23 protein-coding genes and 1 tRNA gene are annotated in these 21,148 nt (G+C 61.7%); 12 read left to right on the forward strand and 12 right to left on the reverse strand.

Annotated features, from left to right (window positions below; translation table 11 throughout):
• Positions 1-8: 8 nt before the first annotated feature.
• From PAF18_RS12570 to PAF18_RS12590, 5 genes are read left to right on the forward strand one after another with little or no spacing between them, the layout of a single operon-like run.
• On the forward strand, positions 9-893 hold the full coding sequence (locus tag PAF18_RS12570; protein WP_271116047.1) for an isocitrate lyase/PEP mutase family protein: 885 nt from the start codon (positions 9-11) through the stop codon (positions 891-893).
• An 8-nt stretch (positions 894-901) separates the two neighbouring features.
• Entirely contained in the window at positions 902-1,579 is a 678-nt protein-coding gene (locus PAF18_RS12575) for an isochorismatase family protein (RefSeq protein ID WP_271116048.1), read from the forward strand.
• Positions 1,580-1,607: 28 nt separating this feature from the next.
• Complete coding sequence (locus tag PAF18_RS12580; protein ID WP_271116049.1) at positions 1,608-2,552, forward strand: polysaccharide deacetylase family protein; 945 nt, start codon at positions 1,608-1,610, stop codon at positions 2,550-2,552.
• Positions 2,549-3,484: a polysaccharide deacetylase family protein gene (locus PAF18_RS12585; RefSeq protein WP_271116050.1), complete on the forward strand. Its 936-nt coding sequence runs from the start codon at positions 2,549-2,551 to the stop codon at positions 3,482-3,484. Before PAF18_RS12580 ends, PAF18_RS12585 begins: the two co-directional genes overlap by 4 nt.
• Positions 3,484-4,896: an FAD-dependent oxidoreductase gene (locus PAF18_RS12590; protein WP_271116051.1), complete on the forward strand. Its 1,413-nt coding sequence runs from the start codon at positions 3,484-3,486 to the stop codon at positions 4,894-4,896. The genes PAF18_RS12585 and PAF18_RS12590 overlap by 1 nt, the downstream gene beginning before the upstream one ends.
• Positions 4,897-5,426: 530 nt before the next feature.
• On the opposite strand, the gene PAF18_RS12595 is transcribed toward PAF18_RS12590, so the two are convergent.
• Positions 5,427-5,825 carry an ATP-binding cassette domain-containing protein gene (locus PAF18_RS12595; RefSeq protein WP_271116052.1) on the reverse strand — a complete coding sequence of 133 codons (399 nt, stop codon included), beginning with the start codon at positions 5,823-5,825 and terminating at the stop codon, positions 5,427-5,429.
• 54 nt (positions 5,826-5,879) lie between these two features.
• On the opposite strand from PAF18_RS12595, the gene PAF18_RS12600 reads away from it, so the two are divergent.
• Complete coding sequence (locus PAF18_RS12600; protein WP_271116053.1) at positions 5,880-6,797, forward strand: LysR substrate-binding domain-containing protein; 918 nt, start codon at positions 5,880-5,882, stop codon at positions 6,795-6,797.
• A gap of 310 nt (positions 6,798-7,107) precedes the next feature.
• On the opposite strand, the gene PAF18_RS12605 is transcribed toward PAF18_RS12600, so the two are convergent.
• A complete protein-coding gene (locus tag PAF18_RS12605) occupies positions 7,108-7,518 on the reverse strand; it encodes a RidA family protein (RefSeq protein ID WP_271116054.1) in 411 nt (136 codons plus the stop codon).
• 170 nt (positions 7,519-7,688) lie between these two features.
• Here PAF18_RS12605 and PAF18_RS12610 point away from each other — a divergent pair, with 170 nt between their 5' ends.
• Positions 7,689-8,441: a hypothetical protein gene (locus PAF18_RS12610; protein WP_271116055.1), complete on the forward strand. Its 753-nt coding sequence runs from the start codon at positions 7,689-7,691 to the stop codon at positions 8,439-8,441.
• Positions 8,438-9,103: an HAD family hydrolase gene (locus tag PAF18_RS12615; protein WP_271116056.1), complete on the forward strand. Its 666-nt coding sequence runs from the start codon at positions 8,438-8,440 to the stop codon at positions 9,101-9,103. The genes PAF18_RS12610 and PAF18_RS12615 overlap by 4 nt, the downstream gene beginning before the upstream one ends.
• A gap of 201 nt (positions 9,104-9,304) precedes the next feature.
• On the opposite strand, the gene PAF18_RS12620 is transcribed toward PAF18_RS12615, so the two are convergent.
• From PAF18_RS12620 to PAF18_RS12630, 3 genes are all read right to left on the reverse strand, one after another.
• On the reverse strand, positions 9,305-10,009 hold the full coding sequence (locus PAF18_RS12620; protein ID WP_271116057.1) for a FadR/GntR family transcriptional regulator: 705 nt from the start codon (positions 10,007-10,009) through the stop codon (positions 9,305-9,307).
• A gap of 233 nt (positions 10,010-10,242) precedes the next feature.
• Positions 10,243-10,677, reverse strand: a complete 435-nt coding sequence (locus tag PAF18_RS12625) for an NUDIX hydrolase (protein WP_271116058.1) — start codon at positions 10,675-10,677, stop codon at positions 10,243-10,245.
• A 20-nt stretch (positions 10,678-10,697) separates the two neighbouring features.
• Entirely contained in the window at positions 10,698-11,576 is an 879-nt protein-coding gene (locus tag PAF18_RS12630) for an N-formylglutamate amidohydrolase (RefSeq protein WP_271116059.1), read from the reverse strand.
• A gap of 161 nt (positions 11,577-11,737) precedes the next feature.
• Between PAF18_RS12630 and PAF18_RS12635 the strand changes: the two genes are divergently transcribed.
• Together PAF18_RS12635 and ykgO are read left to right on the forward strand one after the other, a co-directional pair.
• Positions 11,738-11,812, forward strand: a tRNA-Val gene (locus PAF18_RS12635).
• A gap of 79 nt (positions 11,813-11,891) precedes the next feature.
• On the forward strand, positions 11,892-12,017 hold the full coding sequence (gene ykgO, locus PAF18_RS12640) for a type B 50S ribosomal protein L36 (protein WP_042245282.1): 126 nt from the start codon (positions 11,892-11,894) through the stop codon (positions 12,015-12,017).
• Between the two features lie 105 nt (positions 12,018-12,122).
• Here the strand turns inward: ykgO and PAF18_RS12645 are convergent, their stop codons facing one another.
• Complete coding sequence (locus PAF18_RS12645) at positions 12,123-13,109, reverse strand: asparaginase (protein ID WP_271116060.1); 987 nt, start codon at positions 13,107-13,109, stop codon at positions 12,123-12,125.
• A 146-nt stretch (positions 13,110-13,255) separates the two neighbouring features.
• On the opposite strand from PAF18_RS12645, the gene PAF18_RS12650 reads away from it, so the two are divergent.
• Both PAF18_RS12650 and rlmN read left to right on the forward strand, forming a co-directional pair.
• Positions 13,256-13,780 (forward strand): invasion associated locus B family protein, encoded by a 525-nt coding sequence (locus tag PAF18_RS12650; protein ID WP_434802221.1) that lies wholly within the window; start codon positions 13,256-13,258, stop codon positions 13,778-13,780.
• A 127-nt stretch (positions 13,781-13,907) separates the two neighbouring features.
• Positions 13,908-15,080 (forward strand): dual-specificity RNA methyltransferase RlmN, encoded by a 1,173-nt coding sequence (gene rlmN / locus PAF18_RS12655; RefSeq protein WP_271116061.1) that lies wholly within the window; start codon positions 13,908-13,910, stop codon positions 15,078-15,080.
• A gap of 12 nt (positions 15,081-15,092) precedes the next feature.
• On the opposite strand, the gene PAF18_RS12660 is transcribed toward rlmN, so the two are convergent.
• The 6 genes from PAF18_RS12660 to PAF18_RS12685 form a co-directional block, all read right to left on the reverse strand.
• The gene (locus PAF18_RS12660; RefSeq protein ID WP_271116062.1) at positions 15,093-15,266 is read right to left on the reverse strand and encodes a hypothetical protein; all 174 of its coding nucleotides are present in this window, start codon (positions 15,264-15,266) and stop codon (positions 15,093-15,095) included.
• Positions 15,267-15,542: 276 nt separating this feature from the next.
• On the reverse strand, positions 15,543-16,469 hold the full coding sequence (rbsK, locus tag PAF18_RS12665) for a ribokinase (protein ID WP_271116063.1): 927 nt from the start codon (positions 16,467-16,469) through the stop codon (positions 15,543-15,545).
• Position 16,470: 1 nt separating this feature from the next.
• Positions 16,471-17,553, reverse strand: a complete 1,083-nt coding sequence (locus tag PAF18_RS12670; RefSeq protein WP_271116064.1) for a DUF4432 family protein — start codon at positions 17,551-17,553, stop codon at positions 16,471-16,473.
• A 1-nt stretch (position 17,554) separates the two neighbouring features.
• The gene (locus tag PAF18_RS12675) at positions 17,555-18,565 is read right to left on the reverse strand and encodes an ABC transporter permease (RefSeq protein ID WP_271116065.1); all 1,011 of its coding nucleotides are present in this window, start codon (positions 18,563-18,565) and stop codon (positions 17,555-17,557) included.
• Positions 18,566-18,575: 10 nt separating this feature from the next.
• Positions 18,576-19,568, reverse strand: a complete 993-nt coding sequence (locus tag PAF18_RS12680; RefSeq protein WP_271116066.1) for an ABC transporter permease — start codon at positions 19,566-19,568, stop codon at positions 18,576-18,578.
• The gene (locus PAF18_RS12685; protein ID WP_271116067.1) at positions 19,565-21,085 is read right to left on the reverse strand and encodes a sugar ABC transporter ATP-binding protein; all 1,521 of its coding nucleotides are present in this window, start codon (positions 21,083-21,085) and stop codon (positions 19,565-19,567) included. The genes PAF18_RS12680 and PAF18_RS12685 overlap by 4 nt, the downstream gene beginning before the upstream one ends.
• Positions 21,086-21,148: the final 63 nt, after the last annotated feature.

The following is a 21,148-nucleotide window of genomic DNA, read 5'->3' on the forward strand; positions in this document are numbered from 1 at the left end:
CTGCGCCCATGACCCACAATCCCACCAGCCTGAAAGACCGCATCGCAAGCCGCACGATCGAAGTGGCACCCGGCGTCTATGACGCGCTCGGTGCCTCGCTGGCCGAGCAGGCTGGCTTTGCCTCGGTCTATTTGTCGGGCGCAAGCCTCGCCTATACGATGCTGGGCAGGCCGGATATCGGGCTGCTGAGCCTCAGTGAAATCAACGACGCACTTTCGCATATCCGAGAGCGCACCGATCTTTCGATCATCGTGGACTGCGACACAGGTTTCGGCAATGCGATCAACGCCATGCGCAGCGTGCGGCTGCTGGAACGCGCCGGGGCGAACGCGATCCAGCTTGAGGATCAGACTTATCCCAAGCGCTGCGGCCATCTTCGCGGCAAGACCCTCATCCCGACAGGCGAGATGACCGGTAAGCTGAAAGCCGCGCTCGACAGCCGCCAGAGCGACCGGACCCTCATCATCGGCAGGACCGACGCGATCGCCGTCGAGGGCACGCAGGCCGCGCTCGACCGTGCCGAAGCCTATGTTGAGGCAGGCGTCGACATCCTCTTCGTCGAGGGCATTCGCACCGATGAGGATATTCGGGACATCATGACACGGTTCAAGGATAGGGTGCCGGTGATGGCCAACATGGTCGAGGGCGGAGACACGCCGCTGAGAGACGCCGGAGCATTGCAGGAGTTGGGCTTTTCGCTGGTGATCTTTCCCGGCGCCCTGGTGCGCGCGCTGACCCATATGGCAACCGAATTCTTCGCGACGCTTCATCGCGACGGCACCACGGCGGCATTCCAGGACCGTATGCTCAAGTTCAACGAGCTGAACGCCTATCTCGGGACGCAGCAGATGCTCGAGCTGGGGCAGAAATACGAAAACCCAGAGGAGGAGTGAGACGAGATATGATCACCACCGACAAGACTGCAAAGGAGATCTTCTTCGAGGTCAAGAAGAACCCGGAACGCGTCCCCTTCGGCTTTGGCAAGAAAGCCGTTCTCGTGAATGTGGACCCGCAGAAAGCCTATACGCGTAAAGATCTCTACAAGACTGCATACGAGGCCGATCCCGATCAGCTCAGCCATGTCAACGCGCTGTCCCGCGCCTTTCGCACCCTCGGCTGGCCCGTCATATGGACCCATGTCGCCTATCTCGACTCTGCGGAGGACGCGGGCGTATGGGGCACCCGAACCGACACGCCGGACTCGCTTCAGAACATCAAATATGATTCCGACCGTCACGCATTCGACGATCGCTGCGAAATCGACCGAGAGCGCGACGTTATCTATACCAAGCGGATGCCCTCCGCCTTTTTCGAGACGCCGCTCCAGTCGCTGCTCGTTTGGCATCAGGTCGATACCGTCATCATCACGGGCGGTTCGACATCGGGATGTATCCGCGCAACTGCGGTAGACAGCCTCTCGCGCGGCTATCGCACTATCGTTCCCATCGAATGCGTCGCCGACAAACATGAGAGCTATCACTACGCAAATCTTACCGACCTGCATCTCAAATACGCCGATGTGCTGCCCGTCGCAGAGGTCCAGAGCTGGTTGAAAGAACGTACGAAGGCGACCGGCTGAGCCGGTTCTCGAGGGGAGGGAGGACCTGATGAAGGAAACGCCAGACGCCTATGATTACTGGCCGTACGAGAACCGGCCCAAGATACGATGGCCGGGTGATGCGCGTGTCGCCTTCTGGGTGGCGCCAAATATCGAATATTACGAATATGACCCGCCGCCGAACCCGCAACGGAAGCCCTGGCCGACGCCGCACCCCTCGGTTCCCGGCTTCAGCATCCGGGATTACGGCAACCGGGTCGGTCATCACCGTCAGATGGCACTTCTCGATAAATACGGTATTCGAGGCTCCATCTCGTTATCGACGGCGCTATGCGAGCATCACCCCGAAGTCATCGAGATGTGTGTCGAACGGGACTGGGAATTCTTCAGCCACGGCATCTACAACACTCGCTACACCTATGGGCTGAGCGAGGATCAGGAACGGGAGATGATCCGCGATTCGATCGAGACCATCCACCGCCACACCGGCCAGCCCTGTAGCGGCTACCTGGCACCGGCGCTCTCTCATTCGGAACATACGCTCGACCTCTTTGCCGAGGTGGGACAGGAAATGTTTGGCGAGAAGGGCGGGATCTATACCTGCGATCTGTTCCATGACGATCAACCGACACCCATCCGGCTGCGCTCTGGCCGCCGGTTTGTCTCAGTGCCGTATTCGCTGGAGATGAACGATACTATTGTCTTCGCTGTCAACAAGGTTGAGCCACGGCATTACCTGACCATGCTCAAGCGACATTTCGACAGACTATACGAGGAAGGCGCTGTGTCGGCCACGGTTATGTGTATCCCGACTCATAACTATCAGATCAGCTGCCCGCAGCGGATCAAGGCCTTCGAGGAGGCGCTTGAATATATCACCGGCCATTCGGATGTCTGGGTAACGACCGGGCGCGAGATCGCCGCGCATTTTCTCGAGAACCACTATGACGAGGCGCTGCGCGATATCGAAACGCGATCGAAAGGGACGTCATGACTGTTTCTGACGACTATCTGCGATATCCCGCGCGTCGATACGGCTACGACCACTGCCGCTATGACTGGACCATGCTCGCCGACCGGACGCCGATCGAATGGCCCGGCGGCAAAAAGCTGGCGATCTGGGTTAATGTCTCGCTGCAATTCTACCCTCTAAATCAGCGTGGTATTCCGTTCCAGGTTCCTAACGGCATGAAGATGCCCTACCCGGATCTACGCCACTTCACGCTGAGGGATTACGGCAATCGGGTCGGGATTTATCGGCTGCTCGATCTTTTCGAGCGGCGCGGCCTGCAACCCACCTTCGCCATGAACACCCGCCTCGCGCAGCAGACCCCCTATCTGGTCGACCGGCTGCGCGGCATCGGGACTGAGATCCTTTGCCACGGCTGGTCGATGGACGATCTCCACTATGGCGGACAGGATCGTGCAGAGGAGGCCGAGCTGGTCAGGCGATCGCTAGACACTCTGCGCGAATTGACCGGCATGCCGATCCGCGGGTGGCTCAGCCCGGCGCGGAACCAGAGCGAAAATACGCTCGATCTGCTGGCGGAAAACGGCGTCGAATACTGCGCGGATTGGGTGAATGACGACATGCCGTACAAAATGCGAACCGAAAGCGGACCGATCTTCACCATACCGCTTTCAAGCGAGATCGAGGACCAGTTCGTGATGGGACAAAATCTCCACTCTGAAGATTCATGGGTAGAACAGGTCTGCGACAGCGTCGATTTTCTGGCGCGCGAGGCTGAGGAGAAAGGCGGCCGCATGCTCGGGCTCAGCCTGCATCCATGGATGGTGGGCCAGCCTCACCGCATCTCCAGCCTGGAGGCTGTGCTGGATCACTTGTTCGCACAGGATACCGTCTGGCAGGCGACCTCCGGAGAAATCCTCGATGCTTTCCAAAAACAAGCCGCGGGTGAGCGCTGATGCCGATTATTCGGGCCGATGACGATACCGAATTCGACGTACATATGCCCTTCCTCATTGTGGGCGCCGGTGCCTGCGGCCTCGTCGCCGCGCTTGCGGCACATGAGGCGGGTCTGGATGCGGCCGTCCTTGAACGCGATGCGGTTCCGCGGGGCAGCACAGCGATGTCCTCGGGCTTTATCCCCGCAGCCGGGACGCGGTTTCAGGCCGAGCAGGGCGTAGAGGACAGCCCCGAGATCATGGCATCGGATATTCAGGGCAAGAACGGTCACGAGGCGGACCCGGATGTCCTCGCCGCTCTGACAAGGGAATCCGCATCCGTCATCGAATGGCTGGCCGATATTCACGGTGTGGCGTTCTCGCTGGTGACCGGATTTCTTTATCCTGGTCATAGCCGAATGCGTATGCACGCCACGCCGCGTCGGACAGGTGAAGAGTTGATGGGATACCTCAGCGCCGCCGCCGAAGCCGCTGCCGTGCCAGTGATGACCCGCGCCCGGGCCGAGGATCTTTACGTCACCGCAGACGGGCGGATCAAGGGCGTGGGACTCACGAGGCCCGACGGTCAGCGTGAGGCAATCGGCTGCGACGCGCTGCTGCTGGCCTGCAACGGCTTTGGCGGCAACCCCGAGCTCGTCGCCCGATACATCCCCGAGATGGAGAACGCCCCTTATCACGGCCACGACGGCAATGTCGGAGATGCGGTGGAATGGGGCGAGGCCATCGGCGCCTCGCTTCGTGACCTTGGGGCCTATCAGGGTCACGGCTCGCTGGCGGTGCCGCAACAGACGCTGATCGCATGGGTCGTCATGCTGCGCGGCGGGATCCAGATCAACGCTGAAGGGCGGCGCTTTTCGAACGAGCATGGCGGTTATTCCGAACAGGCCCGCGTGGTGCTGCGCCAGCCGGGCCAGACGGTGTGGAACGTCTATGATTCCCGCATCCATGGCGCCTTGTCCGAGTTTCAGGACTATCGCGATGCAGAGGCCGCCGGGGCGGTCAGGATTTTCCAGACTGCGGACGAGATGGCCGTCGCGCTCGACTTGCCAATCAATGCCCTGAAAGAGACGCTGTCAGAGGTTTCATCGCTCTCCGATGAAAACGCCACCGACCGTTTCGGCAGAGCCTTCGGCAGAAAAACAAAGCTACACCCGCCCTATTATGCGATTCGGGTGACGGGCGCGCTGTTCCACACTCAGGGCGGGCTGGAGATCGACCCGCAAGGCAGGGTGCTCCGCAAGGATGGTTCTGCCTTCCCGAATCTTTATGCCGCCGGAGGTGCCGCGAGAGGAGTCTCCGGCAGCGGTGACAGCGGCTACAGCGCCGGCAACGGCTTGCTGAGCGCCGTGGTCATGGGCGCGATCGCAGCAAGGACAGCAGCGCGTGCGGTCGAGGGCGGCGGCGAAGGCTAGATCATTTTCAGATCCTGTTGACGAGGCGCAGGTTCAGTCGCTGCCAGCTACGCCGAGCCTTTCGGTGTCGTGGACGTGCAAGTATTGCGAAGTGCGGTGGCTTTGATGGGCAAATCCTATAGCCTCTGTTGGCGTTCGGTCGAACCCCTGATCGGCACCGCGCTGAAGGTTGTTTCGATGTGGCTCGAACATCTGTGCGCCTGCACCCCCCGGGAGATTCCTTTCGCGAAGTTTCTGGTTTCTCCGGGGCTGCCAGTTTGTCGGCGGCGTGAAGCGGTTGGCGAAGGGCTGTTGGCCTCATTGAGCTCAAGCGCGTTCACTTTCCGAATTCGGAGGTCATTTACATGGTGTTCTCTCATGTCCGCTAAGGTGTCTACTACCGCAATCTTAAATAGATCATGGCCGAACGCGGATTGGACGCCGACCATTTGAGGTTAAGCAGTCGGCTGGCGAAATGCACGCCTCTGCTCATTGGCCAGGCTCTGGCCCGCAAGCGGTTGCTCGCTCCGCTCACATGCGGCCTCGAGTCATTACCGCGTGGATACGGACCGGGTCGGCGTGGTAATGCGGGCGATCATTCGCAGGGTCGTGGTCTTGCCGCAACCGGACGGACCCAGCAGAGATACGAAACTGCTTTTCTCCACGCTCAGATCGAGATCTTCGACAGCAGCAATCCGGTGATAGTGTTTTGTCAGCCCCTGAAGCTCAAGGAATGCCATGCAACAGTCCTGACTTATGATTGAAAAAGCGGGTGGCCGCGGCGTATCTTCGATGGGGGCGCTGACGCCCAGTGCATCGGCCTGATTCATCGGCCCGTCATCCATAATCACGACGTCCAGCTCCTGCGCGCTCTGCTGAGCCTGTAGCCGCGCAAGGTTCTCGGTGGAGTTTCCGGTTGCCGTCCGCTTGATTAGGCGGCGCAAGGTCACCGGATACTATTGAATTTAGTTAACAGACCCATTCCAAACGGTTATAATTGCTGCATGGCACGCCCCAATATCCGGCAAATCGAAGCTTTCAACGCCGTCATGAAAGGCGGATCTATCAGCAAGGCGGCGGAAACGCTGTTCGTCAGCCAGCCTGCCGTAAGCAAGATGATTCGCGCCTTCGAGGATGCGTGTGGCTTCAAGCTTTTCGTGCGCGCATCCAGCCGGATCCGACCAACGGCCGAAGCCCGCCGGCTGTTCATGGAAACAGAGAAGCTCCAAGCCGGAGTCGCCCGAGTCGAAAACACCGCCAAGGCCATACGCGGCCTGGAGCGCGGAGACCTGGCGGTCGTCGCCTTCCCGGCGCTGAGCTTTCGAGTGCTCCCACGGGCAGCAGCGCAATTTATGCGCGCTCACAAGGATATATCTCTTCAATTGTTGACACGCACATCGCCGAGCATTGCATCCTCAATGCTCACCGGCGAGGCAGATTTCGGAATTTCGCTGCTGGCGTCCCAGGACCCAGGTATCTCGTGCCGACCCTTTGCAACCTGTTCCATGGTCTGCGCCCTCCCGCCCGATCATCGGCTTATTGATCGGGACTGCATCGATCTGGCCGAGCTTGCGGGTGACCGGCTGATCACGCTTGGGCGCGCGGATACATCGCATCAACTTATCCTTGCTGCCCTGTCCGAGGCCGGCGTGACATTGGAGTTTGGCGTTGAGGCTCAGATGGCCGATGCCGCATGCGCCCTTGTCAGCGAACGGCTCGGCGTGTCCCTGGTCCCTTCGTTGATTACGCCGGGCTGGCCAGAAGAAAAGGTCGTGTTCAAACGAACCACGCCCGAGATCCGCATGAAAATCTGGCTTTATACGTCTGCCTTCGAACCGGTGCAGAAGCTGGCGCTGGTGCTCATGGAAAATCTGCGTAAGGATATTGGCCTGATCGAACGAAGCTTCGGGTTTGAGCAGTAGCGCTGCGCGATGAAATTGCCCTGCCTCGCAGTCGTGAGTTCGATGCCCCGTCGCTGATCTTTTACGGAGGGGGTCACGCTCAAGCAGAGCGGCTGATTGAGTTCGCGGCAGCTCACGGGAATCGGTATTCAGCGCCAGCCGTGGCTGCGACAGACCGTTCCGGCCTCTTCCTTGGACGCCCGGCGGCAGCACAGCCAAGGCGCAGCTTGGAAACATCCATGACGCGAGGAAGCCGGCACTCACCGGGTGCAAGGCTACGCTTATCGCCATCGCCGGCCCGTGTGACCTTCTCCCGGAGAAAATGGTTGGTCTAGGGATTAGACTCAGTGCCGATGAAGGCGGTCGCCTCGATCTCGATCAGAGCTTCGTCCTCGACGAGATCGGCCACCACAACCAGCGACATGGCCGGGAAATGCCGGCCCATCACGCGGCGATAGGCGTCGCCGATTTCACGCTGATGCGCGAGATAGGTGGATTTGTCCTTCACGAACCATGTCAGGCGACCGATATCCGGCACGTCTCCGCCCGCAGCGCGGACGATCTCGACGATGTTGCTCAACGTCTGTTCCATCTGGCCGATGAAGTCGCCGGTCTCGAACTTCTTGTCGCGATTCCAGCCAATCTGACCCCCGACATGCAGCGTCCCATCCGGCATCAACATGCCGTTCGCATAGCCCAGCGCCGGAGCCCATCCCTCGGGGTGGATCGTCTGTCCCGCCATTCTCGCTCCCCAGATTTTCCGCCAATATCTTGCTGACAATGGAGAGGTTAGCGAGCCCGCCGTAAAACTTCAATCTTAAAATGTTCAAGCACAAAGCTTGTGCTTCGCCGTGGCGCGGCTTGACGCTGCGGGCGCATCCTGCTCTGGCTGACCCAAAGCGGAGAACGACGATGGCGGAAACCCAGGCCGAGCTGCGGCAGAAGGCAGAGAATGATCTCGTGCTATCCTTCCTCGCGGTTCGCCGTGCCATCGGTTATCTGGGCTTCTTCCTGCCCGTGGTGCTGATCCTCTATGGGATCCTGTCGGCGGACGGGATCCTTAACAGTATTTCGGCCTATTATTACAGCCCGATGCGCGAGATCCTTGTCGGCACGCTCTGTGCACAGGCGGTGTTTCTCTGGAGCTACGAGGGGTATCGTCCTCTGACCCCGCAATTGCTGACCGACCAGAATATCGCAAGGCTGGCCGCAATCGGCGCGCTTGGCATCGCGTTGCTGCCCACGGCCGAAGATCTCGTCTATGAAAACCCTGCCGGTGCGCCCGTCACTGTCGAGCAACCGGTGGACTGCACGGTCGCGCAATGTGTGCTGGGTGAAGGCGTCACGGCGCTGCTGCATCTGGCGAGCGCGGGGATATTCTTCGGCGCGCTTGCCATCTTCTGTCTTGTATTGTTCGTTCGCGGCAGCAGGGAGACCGCCGAGAAGCGCGCGCGGCAGAGGATCTATCGGATCTGCGGGTGGGTCATCCTTGCCGCTTTGGCCGCGATGGCCGCAATCCTCGTATTCGATCCCGAAGGCCGCCTTTCGGCGCTGCGTCCGATCTTCTGGCTAGAAACGCTGGCCTGCTTCGCCTTTGCGACAAGCTGGACAGTCAAGGGGCGCAGGATGCGGCCTCTGGTCCGAATGGCGCAGGAAGCGACATGAAATCCTGCCAGAATCCATCCCTGACCGATTTTGCCGGTGCGGTGTTCGATCTCGACGGCACGCTGGTTGACAGCGAACCCGCATGGGCGCGCGCCAAGAACATCGTCGCCGAGCGCCATGGGCGCAGGATCACCGCCGCCCAGCTCGAAGCCAGCATTGGGCGTAGCATGGACGATCTCGTTGCCGAAGTGTTTGCCCCCTCCGACAAGGGCGCTGCCCGCGCCATCGAGGAGGAGATCTTTACCGAGGCGGATAATTGGCTGCCTCAGCTTCGCACGCCTATTGCGGGAGCGGCAGCGTTTCTCCGCGACGTGAAGGGGCTGGGTCTGGTCGTCGCGATATGCTCGTCCTCGCCCGAGCGGTTGATCCGAGATGCACTCGCCGAGCTGCGCGTTTCGGATTCTGTCGATCTTGTGGTCTCTGCCGACCCACTGCCACGCCGAAAGCCCGATCCGATGCCATATAGCGTCACGGCAGACCGGCTCGGCCGCGCTCCGGCAAGGTTGATCGCCTTCGAGGATGCGGTCGCCGGGGCGCGCTCGGCCAAGGATGCGGGGCTGTTCACGGTGGCAGTCGGCCCCGAGGCCGGGCGTGATGGGCTTCGCTTCTGCGATCTCCGCGCCCCGGATTATCGGGCCCTTCGTCGCCTGTTTTCGCTCTGACCAGGCATAAGTTGCCCATTTTCAGGGCGGTGGAAAGGCCGCGCTTTTCGAGTTGACCGCATCGGCAGCGAACGGCGCAACACGCAAGCCAGATGTGGTGTGTCGGTCAGGCAACCGCCCCAACACCACTAAGCGCAAACGCAAGCGCGATCCCGTCATCCGGAAGCTTTGCAATCGGCGCGCCGGTTTCGGCGTAGGCGCTTACTCGATGGCGAGGCCTGGGCTGCGCCTCTCGAACAGACGTTCGCGCCCGCCGCGCAGGTGGTTCAGCATTAGGCTGCGCGCTTCCTGCCCGTTGCGGTTGCGAATCGCGTCGAAGATTCTCTCATGCTCGGCGAGGCCGCGCGGCGTGCCGCTGGCATCGGTCTGAATCGTGATGCCCTGAAACCGCAGACCTGCCGCCAGATGCTCCTTGAGCGCCGCCATGGAGATCGAGAAATAGCTGTTGTCGCTGGCAATGCAGACCGCAAGGTGAAACTGGAAATCAGCCTCTTCCCGCTGCGCGTGGCGATTGGCTGCGCTGCGCATCAGCTCCATCGCGGAACCAATGGTGGCCAGCGAGTTGGCGGTATGGCGTTCAGCGGCGAGCGCGGCGGCCTCGGGCTCTATGATCATGCGAAACTCATAGCAGTTGAGCAGATCGGCGACATTCTCGAGCTTTCCAAACCCGAGCGGGTTTTTCAGCCCCTGCGTGCGCACGAAACTGCCGGCACCCTGTCGTGAATAGACAAGGCCGCGTTCGCGCAAACGGCGAAGGGCTTCGCGGACGATCGGTCGCGAGACCTCGAATTCAGCAGAAAGTTCATGTTCGGTGGGCAAGCGTTCGTCATCGGCATAGGCGCCGGACTTGATCGACTGCTCGAGCCGTTCGAACACAACATCTGCAAGACTGCGTCGTGGGTTCATTCAGTTACCTTCAAAAAAAGCGACGGTTACTAAGTGCCTCTACTATAAACAGTCCGGTCAAACCGATGTAACTACTTGATTTAACGGGATGATCCGAAACTTGCGCACCATCATAAACCGAAAATCGTTATCAAGTCGTTAACTTTGCAACAGTTTCTATACACCGGTATTTTGAACAGTTTTTCAAGTGAACCGCCGTCACGATAACAAATACAGATCTGACGGGGCTGGCCTCAGCGCAACACTATGCCCAGACAATGTGCCACCCGCGCACGAAAATGCGGAACTGCCTGCGCGTGCCGGATATAGTCGGACACTGCCATGAGCCGCCACGTCTGCCCTTCATTTCCGAAGCGGATGGCAGCAATGTCGGACTGATCGAGCTGCCCCGTATAGAAGATTGCTATGCTACGCTCGTCGATCGGACTTGAAAATGCGAATCTGCGCGCGAGACGCGACGGAAGAAAGCCGAGGCCAAACTCCTCCCTCAATTCACGCAGCGCGCAATCGACGGCGGATTCGGCACCTTCCCGGCCTCCCCCCGGCAAATCCCAATGGCCCGGAAAGGCGATCCCGGGAAAGTCGTCGCGCAGATAGACCAGCATCTTGCCGTCGATGGTCAGGACCAGCTTTGTACCGATAAAATCCTCACCCTCGCGCCATGCCACCTCTGTCGCGAGTGGCACATTCATTCAGCGGCGACCTTGACGCGTCCCGCATCCGGACGCAGCAGCGCGGCCTGGGTCAAGATATTGGCCAGACGCTCAGCGAAGGCGTTATATGACGGCGATGGCTCCATCCGCTGCTCGTCCAGATAGAGCGCGCGATCAATTTCGATCTGAAGCACATGCACAGACTGGGTCGGCCGACCATAGGCCGTCGCCACATAAGCACCCGAGAACGGCGCATTGAGCCGCAGACCAAAGCCGGACTGACGAAACAGCGCGCAGACCCTCTCGCGCAGGACGGCGTTGCAGCTGACGCCGTGGCGGTCGCCGATAACCACCTCGGGCTGTGGCGGGATCAGATGCCCGACCGCATCGTGGGGCATGGAGTGCATGTCCAGCACGATTGCCCAGCCGAAGCTGGAGAGCGCCTCGTCGATAAGCCTGCGAAGCGCGTGGTGATAGGGGCGCCAATAGGTCTCGATCCGCCGTTGCGCCTCATCCATCGTGATCGGCGCATTGCGAATCGGCCGCGCGCCCGCCACGACTCTCGGGATCACGCCCAGCCCCGCCATCGCCCGCGGGGTGGCTGGCCGCCGCGGCCCGCATTGCACCGCATCAGGGTCGAGTTCCGATGCGCTGCGGTTCAGGTCCACGATGCTGCGCGGCAGACGCGCAGTCAGCGTCACCGCGCCCGCCGCAAGAGCCGGCTCGATCAGCTGGTCCATATAGGCATCTTCCGACGACCTGAGCGTGGCTATGTCGAGGCAGCTCTCATCCAGAAACCAGTCGGGAAAATCGCGCCCGGAATGCGGCGAGCAGACGATCACGCCGCTGGCCCAGACCTCGGGACGGCGGATTTCATGGCTGAATGCGTCGGCAGGCGTGGCGGCCTGATCCATCGAGTCCTCCGCTCGGCGGGGCGGCGTTGGACGCCCCGGCTGGTCCGGTTATAACGGCGCGCTTTTCTGTCGCCAACCGTCTTGAAACCGCCGAAAACTGACTATATAGACCCCCGAACCGACGCGAGCTTGCGCCCATTTGGGCCGAATCGCACGGGAACGGGCGGTTAGCTCAGAGGTAGAGCACTACGTTGACATCGTAGTGGCCACTGGTTCGATCCCAGTACCGCCCACCATTTTCGCGCCCCCGGACATGGGCCGGGGGTATTTCAGTTTCAAGGCGCTTGGCTGAGCGCCGCGATGAGGAGAAGACCGATGAAGGTTCGCAACTCGCTCCGCTCGCTCAAGAGCCGCCACCGCGATTGCCAGGTGGTGCGCCGCAAGGGCCGGATCTATGTGATCAACAAGACCAACCGTCGCTTCAAGGCCCGCCAGGGCTGAGCGTGACGGAGGCGGCCCCTTCACCGGGCCAGCAACTGAAACCCGCCAGAGATGGCGGGTTTTTTCATCTCTGCCGGGGTTACCCGACATCCGCCGCAGCGTTTGCTATCCCAGAAAACCGGGCGCGAGACGAAGGCCTCCGACTTCGAGCCCGCGCCAGTTCTTCATCGGATCGGTCAGCAACCGACCGACGACCGGATGTTCGCGGTCCAGAACCCCGAGATGCACCATAAGCGCCGTAATCGCCGCCTCGGAGGCGCGGGTGCCGCCATCCTCGATCTTCACGGCGACGCCCAGTCTTTTCTCGGGGATGATTGCGATAAAGACCGCTTCGGCCCCGGTCTTGACCGCCACTTTGCCGCCCATAGCCCGCATCAGCTCGGTGCAGGCGCGGCCTTCACCGGCCACCAGTTCGGGATGGGCGCGCATCGCATCGATCAGCCGCGCCATTCCGCGGCCGCGCGCGTCATTCGCCGGCTGAGCAAAAGCGGCCATCGCGCGGGCCAGCCCGGTGATCGAACCGGCAAAATTCGGCGCCGAGCAGCCGTCGATGCCCACACCTGCCGGCTCTTCCTCCGTCACCTCGGCGGTGGCCTGCCGGATGGCCTGCTGCAACGGGTGGTCGATCTCGACATATTCCGGCCCGGCCTTGGCGTGGCGCGTCCAGGTCAGAAAGCCAGCGTGCTTGCCCGAGCAGTTATTATGAAGCTGGTTCGCCTGACTCGACGAACAGAGCAAGCGCTTCGCCTCGGCCTTGTCCCAGGGCCGGTGGCAGCCGCAGCGCAAATCGGCCTCACCCAGCCCCATTCCGTCCAGCCATGCGCCGACCCTTTCCACATGCGTTACCGCGCCGTTATGCGAGGCGCAGGAAAGCGCAAGCTGTTCCGCGGTCAGCCCCGCCGCATCCGCCGCCCCCGATTCGAGCATCGGAAGCGCCTGGATCATCTTGCAGGAGGAGCGCGGGAAGATCACCGCATCGGCATCACCCCAAGAGGCGACCACGTCACGCCCGTCATGGATCACCGCGTGACCGCGATGGACCCCCTCCTGCAATTCGCCGCGCCAGATTTCGATCATTTCCGCAGATGGCATGATTCCGCTTCCTCTCATTTTCCTGACAAATGCGCGATTTCCTGCCAATTGGGGTTTTTTCGCGCCTGCGTTTGGCGTTATCTTGACGTTGAAACAAATCAATGGCCACAGGCATCGTTAAGAAAGCTATCGGCAGGAGGCAGAACATGACCATGACCAAGCTGCGCGGCGCTGCCGCGATCCTAGCAGTTGCGACCGGACTCGCCGGTGCGGCGCAGGCGCAGGAATCCACCAATGTCGTCACCACCGAAGGTGACTGGACAGTTTTCGCGGGAAGCGATCCGCGCGAATGCTGGGCGGTGTCGCCGCCGAAATCCACCGTGAACACCAAGGACGGCCAGCAGGTCGAGGTGCAGCGCGGCGATATTCGTCTTTACGTGGCCTATCGTCCCGGCTCGGCGGGCGAGGTCAGCTTTACCGGCGGCTATCCGTTCAATCCCGGTTCGACCGTGGATCTGAACGTCGGGGGGCAGGAATTCGACATGTTCACCGAAGGTGAGAACGCCTGGACAGGGTCCTCATCGGAAGATGCGCGGCTGATCGCGGCGCTGCGCGCCGGGGCCGAAGCCAAGATCACCGGCATGTCCTCGCGCGGGACTCAGACGGTCGATACGTTCAGCCTGTCGGGCATCACCGCCGCGACCAACGCCGCCAAGGCCGAGTGTCAGTAACACCCGCCGATGCGGGGGCTGCGCGCCCCCGCGCCCCGCGGGATATTTACGTCAGGATGAAAGCGCGCGCCTTGATTGGCGTGCGCTTTTTCACTACATCTGCCGGCTTCCAAGGGAATCTGCCGCCATGACCTCTCCGATCACGCAAGACGTGCTGACCATTCCGCGCAAACTACCAGAGACCGGGCGAACGAATATCGTCGGCCTGACCCGCGACCGGCTGCGCGATGTGCTGATCGAGGCCGGCACGCCGGAGAAACAGGCCAAGATGCGGGTCGGGCAGATCTGGCAGTGGGTCTATTACTGGGGTGTGCGCGATTTCGCGGCGATGACCAACCTTTCGAAAGATTATCGCGCGCTGCTGTCGGAGCGTTTCGAGATTGCCGTGCCCGAGGTCGTCAGCCGCCAGATCTCGGAGGATGGTACCCGCAAATACCTGCTGCGCATTGCCGGCGGGCACGAGGTCGAGGCGGTCTATATCCCGGAAGAGGGCCGGGGGACATTATGCGTGTCATCCCAGGTCGGCTGCACCCTCACCTGCTCTTTCTGTCACACCGGCACCCAGAAGCTGGTGCGCAACCTGACGCCAGGCGAGATCGTCGGGCAAGTCATGCTGGTACGCGACGATCTGGGAGAATGGCCCGAGCAGGGCAAGCCGAAGGATGAGGCCCGTCTGGTCAGCAATGTCGTGCTGATGGGGATGGGCGAGCCTCTTTATAATTTCGAGGCGGTTCGCGACGCGATGAAGGTGGTGATGGACAATGAAGGGCTGTCTTTAAGCCGCCGGCGCATCACTCTGTCCACCTCTGGTGTGGTGCCCGAGATCGCGCGCACTGCCGAGGAAATCGGCTGCCAGCTCGCCGTCAGCTTTCACGCCACCACCGATGAGGTGCGCGACAAGCTTGTGCCGATCAACAAGCGGTGGAACATCGAGACGCTGCTGAACGCGCTGCGCGACTATCCGCGGCTGTCCAATTCAGAGCGGATCACCTTTGAATATGTAATGCTCGACGGTGTGAATGACAGCGACGAGGATGCGCGCCGGTTGGTCAAGCTGATCCGGGGCATCCCTGCGAAGATCAATCTGATCCCGTTCAATGAATGGCCGGGCGCGCCTTATCAGCGGTCAAGCTGGGAACGGATCGAGGCCTTCGCCGACATCATCTACAAGGCGGGTTACGCCAGCCCGATCCGCACGCCACGCGGCGAGGATATCATGGCGGCTTGCGGGCAGCTGAAATCGGCGACCGAGCGCGGCCGGAAATCGCGCGCCGAAGTCGCGGCGGAAGCGGGCGCCTGACGCGTCGGGACATCAGGTCTGGAACGGGGCGTGGAAGCTAACCTTGTTTCCAAAGTCGCGTTCGCCGGTAAAGCAGAGCTGAAAACCGCTCTTCTCGGCACCGATCTGCATGCGGGCCGAGGTAAGGCGCCCGTGGTCCCAGTAATACAGAAAATCTGTCACAGCAGATATCGGGGTCGTCTTCATCCGATATGGTGATCGTCTTCCCGGCGCGAGGGAGCTGCGGAACGGGCGGGTCCACACTGACCAGAAACTGGGACTCCCAGCCTTCCACGCCGCGATCATCCGTTGTGTCGCCGGGCCGGGTCGTCTTAATCCAGATGCTCAGGCGCTGCTCGCCTCTTCGGCCACGACCAGTCTTGATCTCGGCTTCGTGGCTTTCCTGTTCTCGCGGCCTCTTTCCCTCGGGGGTGAAGCTGAAGGAGTGGAGGGTTGCAGTCACCGTCTATCCTCCGGCGGCCTTCATAACGAGAAGCGTTCAAGCTCCTCTGGCGTTAAATATGATTTTTGCGTCCCGCGGCGGGTGATCGAGGTCGCGGCGTAAAACGCAGCTTTCCGCAGCGCCTCCGGAGCGTCCGCGCCCGAGGCCAGGTAGTGCGCGAAACTGCCGATAAAGGCGTCCCCGGCGCCGGTCGTATCCACCGGCGCGACCTTCACGGGGGCGATCTCTTCGACCTTCTCGGCGGTGACAAGACGCGCACCGCGCCCACCCAGCGTCACAACCACCTGCTCGATTCCCTGCGCGATCAGGTTGCGCGCGGCGGCGATGATGTCGTCATCGCTGTCTGTAGGCATGCCGGTCAGCGTCGCGAGCTCGGTCTCATTGGGACAGAAGAATGAGAGGCCAGCCAGTTGCGCCACGTCAAGCTCGGTCGAAGCGGGGGCGGGGTTCAGGATGGTGGTGATCCCCTTCGAGGCGGCCCAGGCGATTGTGTGGTAATTCACCGCCAGCGGCACCTCCAACTGCATCAGGATCGCGTCACACCCTTCGAGCGCGGGCGCGGCCTGATCGACCAGATCGGGAGAGAGCGACGCGTTCGCACCCTTGATGATCAGGATCGAATTCTCACCAGAAGGTTCGACGAAAATCGGGGCAACCCCGGACGACTTGCCCTCGACCCTGTGAACATGGCTGGTGTCGATGCCGTTCTCCTGAAAGTTACGGATCTGCTGTTGGCCGAACATGTCGTCGCCGACACAGGTCACCATCATGACAGATGATCCCAGCCGGGACGCCGCCACTGCCTGGTTGGCCCCCTTGCCACCGAACCCGAGCTCGAATTCCGGCGCCTCGATGGTTTCGCCCGGACCGGGCATCCGGTCGGTATAGGTCACGAGATCGACCATGTTCGATCCGACGACCCCGATGCGGCCTTGGCTCTCTGACATCTCAGCCTCCTATCTTCGCGATTGCCGATGCCAGCGCCTCGGCCTCCTGGGTATCGACATAACCGAAGCTGAGACCGAACTCCGCCGTAGCACCCGGCGCCAGCTCGATGACATTTCCCTTCTCCAGCTCGGCCGCGCGACCCTCTGGTTCGCAGGTCGAGGGCAGGGCAAAGGCGGCCACCCTGGTGTCACCATTGGCGAGGATCCACCGCACCAGCTTCGGGAATTGCGCCGGGCGATAGGCGACGGCGATGCCGTCACCCTCTGGCCGGCGCAGCATGAGATGAGCAATTCCGTCCGCGTCCATGGCAGGTTCACGGATATAAAAGACCTGCTCGGGATCGTATTCCGGCTGGCCGAGACGGCGCATCGCGGAGGGGTCCTGTGCCAGCCGATCAATCAGAGCCAGATAATCCGGGTTCGGCGTCACATGCGCGGGAACAGCCTGGCGGACCTGCGTCCGGTCGGGCGTGAACGGGGCCGGCTGGCAGATCTCGGCACCCTCGACGAAAGCCGGATTGAGATGCGCCATATATTGCAGCGGCATCGGAAAGGAAGAGCGATTTTCGACGCGCATCGTCCAGCCGATCATGCTGCCCGTCTCATGAAGAGTCACTGACGGGGTGGCGCGGTAATGCGGGCCGAATCCCGCGATATAGCTGCGCGCGCCGCAAAGCCGGATGAAGGCACCGTTGTTGTCGCTGCCAACCTCCAGCCAGGCCTCATCCATGGCGCAGACCGGGAACTCGCCGTGTACCGGGTGGTCGTCACGGGCGGTCGGCACGCCATTGGCCAAAAGGCCGGAATGAAAGCCAAGGCAACCATAGGTGCCGATGATGCTATCGGCTTCACGGGGCGAATCGAACTGGCTTTCCATGCCCAGCCGGACACCATCGAATTCGCCGTGCCAGATGATCTGGCCCATGAAGGGCAGGATCTCGACCATGCCGCGTGCGTTGGCCAGCCTCAGGGCGGCCACTCCGGTCGCATAGCGAAACGCGATCGCATCCAGCCCGCCGAACCGTGCAAGCTCGCGCGGGGCGGCTGTGAACTGATCGGGATGAAGCGGGATCGTCGCTATCATCTCAATCCCCCTTCCGATTGCTGAGAAGATGGTTCAATGCCAGCACCGCGATGAGGAAAGCACCCCAGATGAAGTCGATCAGATGATTTGACACGCGCATCATCTGGAAGCCCGATGAGAGCATCACCAGCGAGATCACCGCAAGCGCCACGCCCAGAACATTGCCGCGGCCTCCCGCCGGGTTGGTCCCGCCGAGCACCGCAATCAGCACCGCCTGCAACAGGTAAGATGCGCCGTAATCCGATTTGGCCGCGTTGGTGCGCCCTGACAGGATGATCCCCGCCATCGCCGAGAGAAGGCCGGTCAGCGCATAGCTGTACATGAGCATCCGCGCCCGGTTGATGCCGGCGAAAACGGCTGCGCGCGGATTGGTCCCGATCAGCATGAGTTGCAAGCCGAAGGCGGCGCGGGTCAGCAGCAACCAGACGCAGAGACAGACAGCAATAAAGATCACGAAAGGCACCGGCACCGGCCCAAGCTTGGCATTGCCGATGGCATTCCAGGCGGCAGGAAAGCCGACAATGGCTGGCCCGCCGGTCAGCACCACCGCGATTCCGGTAAAGACCTGCCCGGTCCCGAGCGTCGCGAGGATCGGCGTGATTCGAAGCCGCGAGATCAACAGGCCGTTGATCGCCCCTCCGATCAGCCCGACCGAAAGCGCCAGCCCGACCCCGATGAGCACCACGCCGATCCCGGCCTCGGGACCGCCCATGCGCTGAAAGAACAGACCCGCCGTTATCGCTGAAAGATTGGCGATGCCGACAATGGACAGATCGATCCCGCCGGTCAGCATGGCAATCATCACTGCGATGGAAAGGATGCCAAGCTCGGGCAGGAAGAATGCCATCGACTCGAAGTTATAGGGGTTGAGGAAGCGCGGGTTCAGAAGGCTCATGGAAATCAGCACGACGAAACAGACCAGCAGAAGCTGCATATTCGTGGCGCCCCCGGCGGCGGCGCTGAGCCGCGCGGTCAGCGAGCGGGTCGAGGAGCTGTTATCGGTTGCGCTCATCCTCGGCTCCTCACACAATGGCCTTCCTGTCGCGCAGAGCGGTCAGCGCCACTGCCGCGATCAGCATCAGCCCGACAACGACTCGCTGCCAGGTCGTGTCGATGCCCATCAGGATCAGCGAGTTCTTGATCATCACCAGAATGAAAACCCCCAGCATGGTCCCCAGCACCGAGCCGCGCCCGCCAAAGATCGACGCCCCACCGAGCACGACAGCGGCGATCACGTCCAGCTCCCAGCCGACGAAATCGCGCGGATTGGCCATCCAGATCATGGAACTGTGCAGGAGCCCGGCGAACCCGGCCAGCGCTCCGGCGGTGACATAGGCAAAGATCAGCGTCCGCCCGGTGCGAAAACCAACGCGTTTGGCCGCCTCGGGAGAGGCGCCGTAAGCATAGACCGAGCGTCCGATCATGGTGCGCGACAGCACCAGATGCACCATCAATGCCAGGCCCAGATAGACCAGCACCGTCGCCGTCAGGCCGAATGTGCCACCTTTTGCGTTTGTCAGCGTGACCAGATCGGCCTTTCCGACCTCGATCAGAGAGTCGGGAAATTTGTTGATATTGACGTTCGAGGTGCCCACAACGCCGTTCAGCAGCCCTCGTGCCATGGCCGCCGTCCCAAGCGTCACGATCAAGGGGATCATATTCAGCTTGTGAACAAGCCCGGCATTCACAAGCCCGAGCGCTGCCCCGATCAGCGTGGCGGCGAGAAACGGCCAGACGATGCCCTCCAGCTCGTAATCGACCATTGCCCGCACCACCAGATACATCGCGGCCACGGCAAAGGCCGGGAAACTGACATCGATACCGCCCGAGATCATGATCAGAAGCACACCAAGCGCCATGATCCCGATCACCACATTCGAGCGTGCGAGGCTGAACAGGTTGTCCAACGACCAGAAGGCCGGATTCACCAGACCGATCAGCACCATTGCGATCAACAGGATGCCCGCGACCATCGCCTCGGTGCTTTTCCACCATGCCGGGTTGCGCTGGCTCATGCGGGCTCCTCGACATTCAGGCGCAGGGTTTCGTTCAGCGCGTCCTCGGTCAGTTCCGCGCCGCCAAGCTCGCCTGTGATGCGGCCGCCGGCCATGGTCACGACGCGATTGCAGTTGGCGACCAGCTCGGGCACATCATCCGAGATCATCAGCACGGCGATCCCTTCATCTCGCGCGAGTTGGTGAATGATCTCGTGAATTGTCGCCTTGGAGCCGACATCGACCCCGACCGTGGGCCCGTTAAGGATCAATACCTTCGCCCCGGTCATAAGCCAGCGCCCGATCATCACGCGCTGCTGATTACCGCCGGAGAGCGTGCCGACCGCAGCATCCGGCGAGGGCGCGGCGATGGTCATGCGGTCGAACATTTCCCGCGTCGCCTCTTGCGCTGCCTTGCGGTTCAGCCACAGACCGGGCGCGAAGCGCCGCAGCGACGAGACAATCGCGTTGTCGCGGATCGAACGGCTTAGAAAAAGCCCTTCGGACAATCGGTCCTCGGGCACATAGGCGATCCCGGCGTTGACCGCATCCTGCACCGAGTTCAGCGCCACGGGCTGGCCGTCGATACGGATCTCTCCGCTCTCGGGCGGCAGCATGCCAAAAGCGGCCAGGGCCAGCTCGGTCCGGCCAGATCCGATCAGCCCGCTGACGCCGACCACCTCGCCGGGATGCAGGCGCAGCGAGACGCTACGCAGATGGTCGCGGACGCTGACATCCTGAAATTCAAGCCGGGGTGTCCCCGTCGCGGCCGGGGCATCGTAACGCCCGCTCTCCAGCGCGCGCCCGGTCATGGCATGGGTGATCGCCACCTCGTCAAAATCGGCAATCGGCCCCTCGGCCACCTTCTGCCCGTTGCGAAGCACAGTCAGCCGTTCGGAAAGGTCCAGCATCTCGCGCATCTTGTGGCTCACGAACAGGATCGCGATCCCCTGCGATTGCAGCTCGCGCGTGATTCGGAACAGCCGTTCGACCTCGCGCCCGGTCAGCGCGGTGGTCGGCTCGTCCATGATGATAAGACGCGCATCGGCGAGCACGGCGCGGGCGATCGCGACAAGCTGCCGCCCGGAAGTCGGCAGCGTCTCGACGGCAGCATCCAGCGGCAGATCGACATCCAGCCTGCGTAGGACTGCCTGCGACATCTGCTGCGCGCGCTTGCGATCCACGATCCGCGCCCCTTCATGAAGAAACGAATTCAGCGTCAGATTCTCGCGCAGGCTCAGCGTCGGAAACAGCGAGAAATCCTGATAGATCACCTGTATTCCGGCAGCGGTTGACCGGACCGGGTCGAGCACGCCCGCAGCTTTGCCGTCGATCAGGATCTCTCCGCCGTCGGGCTGATAGACCCCCGAAATGATCTTGATGATCGTCGATTTCCCCGATCCGTTTTCACCGGCCAGGCAGTGGATCTCGCCCGGCATGATCGACAGCGATACCTCATCCAGCGCGGTGACGCCGCCGAAATGCTTGGAGATGCCGCGCATCTCGATAAGGGGGGTGTGACGGTCTGCGTTCATCATACCGGGTTGGAAGCAGAAAACGAAGGCCGGGGCGGACGTGTCGCCCCGGCAGTGCGGCGGATC

The organism is Paracoccus sediminicola (assembly GCF_027912835.1).
Classification (GTDB): Bacteria; Pseudomonadota; Alphaproteobacteria; order Rhodobacterales; family Rhodobacteraceae; genus Paracoccus; species Paracoccus sediminicola.